Source organism: Janibacter anophelis NBRC 107843, assembly GCF_001570945.1.
In the GTDB taxonomy this organism is placed as follows: Bacteria; Actinomycetota; Actinomycetes; order Actinomycetales; family Dermatophilaceae; genus Janibacter; species Janibacter anophelis.
Map to the genome: position 1 here is coordinate 23,481 of NZ_BCSQ01000041.1, position 10,337 is coordinate 33,817.

Sequence of the window (10,337 nt, forward strand, 5' to 3'; positions counted from 1 at the left end):
CGCGCATCTCCCCGGGGAAATGCAGATCCTTGACGTCGAGAGACTGCATTGCCGTAGGGGAATGCAGTCTCGATCTCAGCCGAGGGCGTTGACGGCCACGAGGGTGCGCAGCGCCTCGGTGGCCTCGCACCCGCAGCGCACCGGCTGCGGGAAGCTCACCCGGATGTCCCGGCGGCAGGTACCGACGTGCTCCCGCAGGACGAGGCCGGTCTCGTCGGCGTGCACGGGCCGCACCACGGCCACCGGCTGCACGAGGTGGGCGACGAGGTCGCGCAGCGAGTCCCGGTGGTCCACGTCGAGGTGGGCGATCCACTCGTCGGCCCATCCTGCGAGGGCGTCGATCCCCGCGTCGGCGTAGGCCTGCGGGTCGATGGTGATCTGCTCCCCGGGGCGCGTCCCCGCCTCGACGAACCACTCGAGGCCGATCGTGGTCGGCACCAGGCGGGCGACGGGGTCACCCTCGAGCACCCCGAGATGCCCCCGCAGCTGCTCGTCGGGCTCACGGAGGACGTCTGCGCGACCCGAGAGCCAGACGCGACCACGCACCCGACCGGCGTGCGCCACCGCGGAGACGTCCGTGGCGACGAGGTCGACGACCGGACCCCGCTCCCCCGGCGTGACCAGGTCGGCGCACTCGGGCGCCGCCTCGGCGAGGGCGAACAGCACGGCGCCGCTGCCGTCGGTGGCATGCCGCGCCACAGGAGCCCGGTGACCGAGCAGGCCGACCTCGATGCTGCTCGCGGACGCGACGACGGTGCGCGCCAGACCCGGCCAGTTCTTCACAAGCGTCTCCCTCGGCTCTGAGTTCAGGTAAGCCTACCCTTACTCATCACCCTACGGGGCGCCAGTCGACGTCCGGATCGCGGGCAACCCCCTTCGTCCGGGGACGACGACGGCCCGGGGAGCGCGCTCCCCGGGCGTGCGACGTGCTGACTCAGCGGTCGAGGAAGGCCTCGCGCGCCTCGACGCAGATGTCGGGCTGGTCGCAGAAGACGCCGTCCACGCCGACCTCGTAGAACTTCGTGACCTCGTCGGCCATCCGTCCGTGGGCGGCCGGGTCCGAACCGATCCGGTAGTCGGTCGGGAGGAAGGTGTTCTCCGCGCGGAAGGTCCACGGGGTGACCTTCAGCCCGGCGGCGTGGGCGTCCTCGACGAAGGTCGTGGGCTCACCGAGGCTGCCGTCGGCCTCGCGGGCGATGACCGCGTTCTTCTCCGGGCCGAAGCCGTCGATCCACTGCGACAGGTCCTGCATCGACGACGCGGTCGTGAGCTCGGCGTAGGTCGTGCCCTGCTCCTGCAGGTCGAACGGACCACCGTTGACCGTGGTGAGGAAGGCGCTCTTGCCCTTCCAGCCGTGCTCGTCGCGCAGGTCCTTCAGCGCGGTCAGCTCGAAGGACTGCACCCAGATCGGCGCCTTGGCGTGGTTGAGGTGGTACTTCTTCGCCAGGCGGGCGACCTCGGCCTCGGGGTCGAAGCCCTCGGCGTGCAGGTAGGTCGAGTGCTTGATCTCCGGGAAGATGCCGATGACCCGGCTGGTGGAGCGTGAGAGCTGCTCCCGTTGGGCCAGGACCTCCTCGAAGGTCGGGACCTCGAACTGGCCGTCGTAGGAGGCGGACTCGGGACGCATGCCGCCGAGACGCTCCGTGGCGCGCAACGTCTTCAGCTCCGCGAGCGTGAAGTCGTCGACGAACCAGCCGGTGACCGCCTTGCCGTCGAGGTCCTTCGTCGTCTTCCGGTCGGCGAACTCGGGGTGGTCGGCGACGTCGGTCGTGCCACCGATCTCCGGCTCGTGGCGGTCGACGAGCACCCCGTCCTTGGTCATGACGAGGTCGGGCTCGATGTAGTCGGCGCCCTGCTCGACCGACAGCTCGTAGGCGGCCAGGGTGTGCTCGGGACGGTAGCCGGAGGCACCGCGGTGGGCGATGACGAGGGGGTCGGCCGTGTTCTTCTCACGGTATCCGGGGTTGCCCGAGGTCGTACTGACCTTGGCCTCGGGGGGCGCCGCGGGAACGGCGGTGGCGGTGGTGGTGGGCGTGACGAGGGCGAGTGCCACGAGGACTCCAGTGGTGATCTTCACGGGGTGCATGCGCGCGACGCTATGGAGGTGACAGCGCGTCGGGTCGACCATGAGGTGGTGGCGGGATGAAAGCATCATGGCGCCTGCGTGACGAGATGGTCAGGATCTGGTCATCGTCCCGGCGCGTCCACCCCCTGTCCGGTGGCTCCCCCGCCACCGCGACGAACTAGGCTGCCCCTCGTGTCCAAGGTTCTGACTTCTCTCCCTGCAGGTGAACGTGTCGGCATCGCCTTCTCCGGCGGTCTCGACACCTCGGTGGCCGTCGCGTGGATGCGCGAGAAGGGGGCGGTGCCGTGCACGTACACCGCCGACCTCGGCCAGTACGACGAGGACGACATCGAGTCGATCCCGGGCCGCGCCGGCCAGTACGGCGCCGAGCTGTCGCGACTCGTCGACTGCAAGGGTCCGCTCGTCGAGGAGGGGCTGGCCGCGATCGCCTGCGGCGCCTTCCACATCCGCTCCGGCGGCCGCACCTACTTCAACACCACGCCGCTCGGGCGGGCCGTGACCGGCACGCTGCTCGTGCGCGCCATGAAGGAGGACGGCGTTTCCATCTGGGGCGACGGCTCGACCTTCAAGGGCAACGACATCGAGCGCTTCTACCGCTACGGCCTCATGGCCAACCCCGGGCTGCGCATCTACAAGCCGTGGCTCGACGCCGACTTCGTCAGCGAACTCGGCGGTCGCCAGGAGATGTCCGAGTGGCTGACCGAGCGCGACCTGCCCTACCGCGACAGCGCGGAGAAGGCGTACTCCACCGACGCCAACATCTGGGGCGCCACCCACGAGGCCAAGACCCTCGAGCACCTCGACCAGTCGCTCGAGATCGTCGAGCCGATCATGGGCGTGCGCTTCTGGGACCCCGAGGTGGCCATCGAGACCGAGGACGTCACCGTGCGCTTTGAGCGCGGGCGCCCCGTCGCGATCAACGGTGACGACTTCGGCGGGGACGCCGTGGCCCTGGTCATGGCGGCCAACGAGATCGGCGGACGCCACGGTCTGGGAATGTCCGACCAGATCGAGAACCGGATCATCGAGGCGAAGTCCCGCGGCATCTACGAGGCGCCGGCCATGGGTCTGTTCTTCCTGACCTACGAGCGCCTGCTCAACGCGATCCACAACGAGGACACCATCGCCAACTACCACGCCGAGGGTCGCCGCCTCGGTCGGCTGCTGTACGAGGGCCGCTGGTTCGACCCGCAGTCGCTCATGCTGCGCGAGTCCCTGCAGCGCTGGGTCGCCTCGGTCGTCACCGGCGAGGTCACCGTCCGCCTGCGCCGCGGTGAGGACTGGACGATCCTCGACACCGTCGGCGAGCACTTCAGCTACCACCCCGACAAGCTGTCGATGGAGCGCACCGACAACGCCGCCTTCGGCCCGGTCGACCGCATCGGCCAGCTGACGATGCGCAACCTCGACATCGCCGACAGCCGCAGCAAGCTCGAGGTCTACGCCGGCCAGGACCAGCTGAGCGGCGGCTACCTGGAGATCATGGGCGCGCTCGAGGCCGGCGGCGGCGACCAGATCGCCTCCAACCCGGCCGCGAAGGACGTCGACGACCTCGACGACGCCCTCGACCGCGCCGCCATGGAGTTCGGCACCGACTGACCTCCGGCACCGACGGACCTCTCGGTACCGACCGCCACAGGAACCGCGCATTTCCCCGGGGAAATGCGCGGTTCCTCGTTGTACGGATCACACATATGATCTGCGCATGCCCCGACGTGGCCTCGTCTCCCTCACCACCCGCCGCCAGGTGCGTCGCAGCGCCGGCGACCTGGCCAGCGCCGCCACCCGTCGACTCGAGGCCACCCACCACTGGTACACGCGCCTCGGGGCCGAGGAGCGGTCGTGGGTCGCGCTCGTCGCACAGGCGGGCATCGCCAACTTCATCGAGTGGCTCGACGGGATCGCACCGGCGGACTCACGAGCGACCTTCGGCGCCGCGCCGCGTGAGCTGACGGGCACGATCAGCCTCGCCCAGACCCTCGAGCTGGTCCGCTCGGTCGTCGACGTCGTCGAGGAGCGGGTCGAGGAGCTCGCTCGCCCGGCTGACGTCACCGACCTGCGGATCGCCGTCCTGCGCTACTCCCGCGAGATCGCCTTCGGCGCCGCGCAGGTCTACGCGCATGCCGCGGAGCAGCGGGGCGCGTGGGACGCGCGCCTGGAGTCGCTCGTCATCGATGCCGTCATGCGCGGTGAGGTGGACGAGTCGATCCGCTCGCGTGCAGCGGCACTCGGGTGGGACGACGTGACCAATGTCGTTGTGCTGGTGGGCGGTTCGCCCGACACGAGCGGCGACGAGGACCCGGCGACGGCCGTGGGCCGGGTCCACTCGACCGCCCGACGCCTCGACCAGCCCGTCCTCGCCGGGGTGCAGGGCCCACGACTCGTCGTCGTCGTCGGGTCAGTCGACGACGCAGGCGCCACGGCGGCCGCCTTCGCCGAGTGCTTCGCCGACGGCGACCTCGTGCACGGCCCGCTCGTAGCCGACCTCGCCGAGGGGGCACTCTCCGCCCACGCGGCGGTCGCCGGCCACGTGGCGGCGCCCGGGTGGCCGAGTCGTGGCCGGCCGGTCGCGGCCGACGACCTGCTCGCGGAGCGGGCCATCGCCGGTGACGACCTCGCGCGGGCCACCCTCATGGAGCTGGTGCAGCTGCCGCTCGAGGAGCACCCGAGCCTCCTCGAGACGGCCCGCACCCACCTGGAGTCCGCCGGCCTGGAGGCCACCGCACGGACGCTCATCGTCCACGTCAACACCGTGCGCTACCGCCTCGGCCGGATCACCGACGTGACCGGCTACGACCTCACCGACCCGCACGAGGCCTTCACCGTGCGGGTGGCGCTGGCACTGGGCGCCATCTTGGAGGATCCCTCCAAGGTCCTGCAGTAGATCTCTGGCGAGGTCCGTGTCGACCGGGCCACCCTCCGCGGGGGACTCTGGACTCGTGCTCGCCATCACCTGCCCCGGTCAGGGGTCCCAGACGCCCGGTTTCCTCGCCCCATGGCTCGAGCTGCCCGGGGTGTCCGACCGCCTCCACTGGCTCTCGACCGTCGCCGGCATCGACCTCGAGACGCACGGGACGACCTCCGACGAGGAGACGATCAAGGACACCGCCGTCGCGCAGCCCCTCATCGTGGCCGCCGGCCTCCTCTCGCTCCTCGCGCTCTTCGAGCACCCGGCCGACGGGTTCCGCGTGGTCGGCGCCGGTGCCGGCCACAGCGTCGGTGAGATCACCGCCGCGACCGCCGCCGGCGTCATCAGCGCCGAGCAGGCCATGGTGCTGGTCCGCGAGCGCGGCCGCTCGATGGCCCGCGCCGCGACCGTCACCCCCACCGGGATGAGCGCCGTCCTCGGTGGCGACCCGGACGAGGTCCTCGACACGATCACCGCCCAGGGCCTGACCCCGGCCAACGTCAACGGCGCCGGACAGGTCGTGGCAGCCGGCACGCTCGAGCAGCTGGCCGCCTTCGCCGACGCTCCGCCGGCCAAGGCCCGGGTCATGCCCCTCAAGGTCGCCGGCGCCTTCCACACCGAGCACATGGCCCCGGCCGTCGACGACCTGGCCCGCCTGGCCCGCGCCGTCTCGACCCACGACGCCCGCGTCCCGCTCGTCTCCAATGTCGACGGCAGCGTCATCCACTCCGGCACCGAGGTGCTGCGCCGCATCGTCAGCCAGGTGAGCAACCCCGTGCGCTGGGACCTGTGCATGGAGACGATGCGCGACCTCGGGGTCACCGGGATCATCGAGATCCCGCCGGCCGGCGCCCTCACCGGCCTGGCCAAGCGCGGCCTCAAGGGCGTCGAGGTCCTCGCGCTCAAGACCCCCGACGACCTTGACGCCGCCCATCGCATGGTCCGCGAGCACGGGTCGAGCCGGCAGGCCTCCGAGCCGACGTGGCGACTCGTCACCGCACCGGTCAAGGGGACCGTCGGCGTCGGCGGCGCCCAGCCGGGCAGCGCCGTCTCGGCCGGCGACGTCGTCGCCACCGTCTCCTCCCTGCGCGACACCCTCGAGGTGCGCGCCGGTCACGCCGGCACGGTCGTCGAGTGGCTCGTCGAGGACGGCGACCCGGTCTCCCCCGGTCAGCCCGTCCTGCGTCTGCACCCCCAGGGCGGTCTGGCATGAGCACGCTCAACGTCCCCGACGTCCTGCACCACGCGCGGCTCACCGGCATCGGTGGCTACCGCCCCGCGCAGGTCGTGCCCAACAGCGAGATCGTCGGCCCGATCAACTCCTCGGACGAGTGGATCCGCGAGCGGTCCGGTATCGCCTCCCGTCACAAGGCGGCACCCGACGAGACGGTCGTCGACATGGCCGAGCACGCCTCGCGCGGCGCGCTCGAGTACGCGGGTCTGGACGCCGGTCAGGTCGACGCGGTGCTCGTGGCCACCGTGACCCACCCCTACCAGACCCCTGCCGCCGCCCCGGAGCTGGCCTCCCGCCTCGGGTCGCGAGCCGCCGCCTTCGACCTGTCCGCCGCGTGCGCCGGATACTGCCACGGCATCTCAGTGGCCAACGACATGGTCCGCGTCGGGACCGCCGAGCACGTGCTCGTCGTGGGCGTGGAGAAGCTGCTCGACTTCACCGACCCCCTGGACCGCGGCTCCGCCTTCATCTTCGGCGACGGCGCGGGCGCCGCGATCGTCTCGCGCAGCGACACCCCCGGCATCTCCCCCACGGTGTGGGGCAGCGACGGCGAGCAGAAGCACCTCATCGCCCAGCGCGACTCGTGGAACGACGTGCGCGCCGACCAGGACCTGCGCTGGCCCGCCATCGTCATGGAGGGCCCCAGCGTCTTCCGCTGGGCCGTGTGGTCGATGGCCAAGGAGGCCCAGCGCGCGCTCGACGCCGCCGGGGTGCGAGCCGACGAGCTGTCCGCCTTCATCCCCCACCAGGCCAACGTGCGCATCATCGACCAGATGGTCAAGACGCTCGGTCTGCCGCCGGACCTGCCCGTCGCCCGGGACATCGTCACCACGGCCAACACCTCGGCCGCCTCGGTCCCCCTCGCCATGGAGCGCATGCTCCGCGAGGGTGAGGTCGAGCCGGGTGGCCTGGCCCTGCAGATCGGCTTCGGCGCCGGCCTCGTGTGGGCCGCGCAGGTCGTGACCCTCCCCTAGTTCACCCGTCGGTCCGACGGGTTCTCGGACCACCCACCGCACACATAGGAGCAGTTCCATGGCATTCAGCGACCAGGAGATCCTCGACGGCCTCGCCGAGATCGTGTCCGAGGAGACGGGTGTCGACGCGTCCGAGGTGACCGCCGACAAGACCTTCACCGACGACCTCGACGTCGACTCGCTGTCGATGATGACGATCGCCGTCACCGCCGAGGAGAAGTTCGGGGCCAAGATCCCCGACGAGGAGGTCAAGAACCTCAAGACCGTCGGCGACGCCGTCAACTTCATCAAGGCCAACCAGGCCGCCTGAGTCCGGTGACGTTCCCCCCTTCGTCATGAGCGAAGGGGGGAACCGCCCGACCCCCACCTCCCTCACCCACAGGAGTCACGCATGTCCTCTCCCCGGCCCACCGTCGTCGTCACCGGACTCGGCGCCACGACCCCGCTCGGCGGTACCGCCGAGGAGACCTGGCAGTCGCTCCTCGCCGGACGCTCCGGCGCCGACCACCTCGACGCCTCGTGGGTCGAGGAGTTCGAGCTGCCGGTCTCCTTCGCCGCGCAGCTCGCCGTCCCCGTCACCGAGGTGCTGAAGAAGGTCGAGACCAAGCGCCTCGACCCCTTCGCCCAGTACGCGCTCGTCGCCGCCCGTGAGGCGTGGGCCAATGCCGGCTCCCCCGAGGTCGAGCCCGAGCGCCTCGCGGCCTCGGTCGGCACCGGCATCGGTGGCGTGCAGACCCTGCTCACCGCGTGGGAGGCGCTGCGCACCAAGGGTCCTCGCCGCGTCTACCCGCTGTCGATCCCGATGCTCATGCCCAACTCCGCGGCCGGCACCGTGTCGCTGGAGTTCGGCGCCCGCGCCGGCGCGCACACCCTCGTCTCCGCCTGCTCCTCGGGCGCTGAGTCGATCGGCTACGGCGCGCACCTGATCCGCGAGGGCCTGGCCGACGTCGTCATCGCCGGCGGCTCCGAGGCCTCGATCCACCCGCTGCCGATCTCCGGCTTCGCCGCGATGCAGGCCCTGTCCACCCGCAACGACTCGCCGCAGACGGCCTCGCGCCCCTACGACACCGACCGCGACGGCTTCCTCCTCGGCGAGGGCGGCGCGATCCTCATCCTCGAGTCCGAGGAGCACGCCAGGGCACGTGGCGCCAACATCATCGCCGAGCTCTCCGGGTTCGGTGTCAGCGCCGACAGCCACCACATCGCCGCCCCCGAGCCCGAGGGTGCCGGGGCCTCGCGCGCCATGGCCGACGCCGTCCGCGATGCGGGCGCGACCCCCGCTGATGTCTGCCACATCAACGCGCACGCGACCTCCACGCCCGTCGGTGACGTCGCCGAGGTCGCCGCGATCCGCCGGGCCTTCGGCTCCGACGCCGACCACATGGCCATCAGCGGCACGAAGTCGATGACGGGCCACCTGCTCGGTGCCGCCGGAGCCCTCGAGGCCGTCTTCGCCGTCCAGGCGGTGCGCGACCGGGTCGCCCCGCCGACGATCAACATCGAGAACCTCGACCCGGCGGTCGACCTCGACATCGTGCGCGACACGCCCCGCCCCCTCGGCGACGGCGACCTGCTCGTGCTCGACAACTCCTTCGGTTTCGGTGGGCACAACGTCGCCCTGGCCTTCGGGACGCACTCGTGACCCGCCAGCCCAACGCCGCCTCCGCCGCGGTCGGCAAGCGCGTCAAGGTGCCCCGCGAGCAGGACCCGCGCAACCCCAACCACCGCCTCGCGGCCTTCCTCGACGACGGCTCCCTCGAGCTGATCAGCGAGGACGACGACTCGGGGATGCTCGCCGCCACCGGCACGGTCGGTGGAGCGCCGGTCGTCGTCTTCGCCTCCGACGCGACGATCATGGGCGGCGCCATGGGCGTCGCCGGCTGCAAGGTCGTCGTCGCGGCCTACGAGCGGGCCCTCGCCGACGGCGTCCCGATCCTCGGCCTGTGGCACTCGGGCGGCGCCCGCCTGCCCGAGGGCGTGGTCTCGCTCCACGCCGTCGGTGAGGTCTTCGCGATCATGACCCGCGCCTCGGGCAAGATCCCCCAGATCTCGGTCGTCATCGGCGCCGCCGCCGGTGGCGCCGCCTACGGGCCGGCCCTGACCGACATCGTCATCCTCGCCCCGGAGGGGCGCATCTTCGTCACCGGACCGGACGTCGTCCGCTCGGTGACGGGTGAGGACGTCGACGCCCTTCGCCTGGGCGGTCCCGAGCCGCACGGTCGCCGCTCCGGTGTCGTCCACGTGCTCGCCGAGTCGATCGACGACGCCTTCGGCCGCGCCGGCACGCTGTGCCGCCTGCTCGCGGACCAGGGCGAGTTCGACCTCGCCGCCGTCAACGACGTCGACCTGGCCGAGCAGCTGCCCGAGTCGGCCAAGCGCGCCTACGACGTGCACCCGCTCGTCGAGCAGATCCTCGACAGCGGCGAGGTGCAGGAGCTGCACGGCCGGTGGGCGCCCAACATCGTCACGACGCTCGGCCGCCTGGGCGGTCGCACGGTCGGCGTCATCGCCAACAACCCGATGCGCCTCGGCGGCTGCCTCGACTCCTCCTCCGCGGAGAAGGCGGCCCGCTTCGTGCGCATGTGCGACGCCTTCGGCGTGCCGCTCGTCGTCCTCGTCGACGTGCCGGGGTACCTGCCCGGCGTCGGCCAGGAGTGGGACGGCGTCGTGCGAAGGGGGGCCAAGCTGCTCCACGCGTTCGCCGAGGCGGTCGTGCCCCGGGTGACGGTCGTGACCCGCAAGACCTACGGCGGCGCCTACATCGCGATGAACTCGCGCTCGCTGGGCGCGACGAAGGTCTTCGCCTGGCCGGACGCCCACGTCGCGGTCATGGGCTCGGTCGCCGCGATCCGCATCCTGCACCGTCGTCGCCTCGCGGAGGTCGACGAGAGCGAGCTGGCCGAGGTCGAGCAGCAGCTGGCCGACGAGCACGACCGGCTCTCCGGCGGCCTGCCGCGTGCGGTCGAGATCGGTGTCGTCGACGAGATCGTCGAGCCGACCCGCACCCGCTCGGCGGTCGCCACAGCCTTGGCGGAGGCCCCGGCCCGTCGCGGAGAGCACGGCAACATCCCGCTCTGAGCCGCACCACCCGCTCGGCGCCGGCGTGATCGGAGTGTCTCACTCCGATCACGCCGG

9 protein-coding genes are annotated in these 10,337 nt (G+C 71.7%); 7 read left to right on the forward strand and 2 right to left on the reverse strand.

The features are described 5' to 3' along the window. Positions 1–75 precede the first annotated feature (75 nt). Positions 76–783, reverse strand: a complete 708-nt coding sequence (locus JAN01S_RS11505) for a DUF2470 domain-containing protein (protein WP_068318309.1) — start codon at positions 781–783, stop codon at positions 76–78. A gap of 151 nt (positions 784–934) precedes the next feature. Then, positions 935–2,086 (reverse strand): glycerophosphodiester phosphodiesterase, encoded by a 1,152-nt coding sequence (locus JAN01S_RS11510; RefSeq protein ID WP_244884831.1) that lies wholly within the window; start codon positions 2,084–2,086, stop codon positions 935–937. A 171-nt stretch (positions 2,087–2,257) separates the two neighbouring features. Here JAN01S_RS11510 and argG point away from each other — a divergent pair, with 171 nt between their 5' ends. The 7 genes from argG to JAN01S_RS11545 all read left to right on the forward strand — a co-directional run bounded on the left by argG (position 2,258) and on the right by JAN01S_RS11545 (position 10,280). Beyond that, positions 2,258–3,685 carry an argininosuccinate synthase gene (argG, locus tag JAN01S_RS11515; RefSeq protein WP_068318312.1) on the forward strand — a complete coding sequence of 476 codons (1,428 nt, stop codon included), beginning with the start codon at positions 2,258–2,260 and terminating at the stop codon, positions 3,683–3,685. 106 nt (positions 3,686–3,791) lie between these two features. Then, complete coding sequence (locus JAN01S_RS11520) at positions 3,792–4,970, forward strand: PucR family transcriptional regulator (protein WP_068318315.1); 1,179 nt, start codon at positions 3,792–3,794, stop codon at positions 4,968–4,970. A 55-nt stretch (positions 4,971–5,025) separates the two neighbouring features. Further along, positions 5,026–6,207, forward strand: coding sequence for an acyltransferase domain-containing protein (locus JAN01S_RS11525; protein ID WP_068318318.1), 1,182 nt, complete (start codon positions 5,026–5,028; stop codon positions 6,205–6,207). Beyond that, positions 6,204–7,202, forward strand: coding sequence for a beta-ketoacyl-ACP synthase III (locus tag JAN01S_RS11530; protein ID WP_068318324.1), 999 nt, complete (start codon positions 6,204–6,206; stop codon positions 7,200–7,202). Before JAN01S_RS11525 ends, JAN01S_RS11530 begins: the two co-directional genes overlap by 4 nt. Positions 7,203–7,260: 58 nt before the next feature. Next, positions 7,261–7,512, forward strand: a complete 252-nt coding sequence (locus JAN01S_RS11535; protein WP_068318328.1) for an acyl carrier protein — start codon at positions 7,261–7,263, stop codon at positions 7,510–7,512. 81 nt (positions 7,513–7,593) lie between these two features. Continuing rightward, positions 7,594–8,844, forward strand: coding sequence for a beta-ketoacyl-ACP synthase II (gene fabF, locus JAN01S_RS11540; protein ID WP_068318331.1), 1,251 nt, complete (start codon positions 7,594–7,596; stop codon positions 8,842–8,844). Further along, on the forward strand, positions 8,841–10,280 hold the full coding sequence (locus JAN01S_RS11545; RefSeq protein ID WP_068318334.1) for a carboxyl transferase domain-containing protein: 1,440 nt from the start codon (positions 8,841–8,843) through the stop codon (positions 10,278–10,280). The genes fabF and JAN01S_RS11545 overlap by 4 nt, the downstream gene beginning before the upstream one ends. The last annotated feature ends 57 nt before the right edge of the window (positions 10,281–10,337 follow it).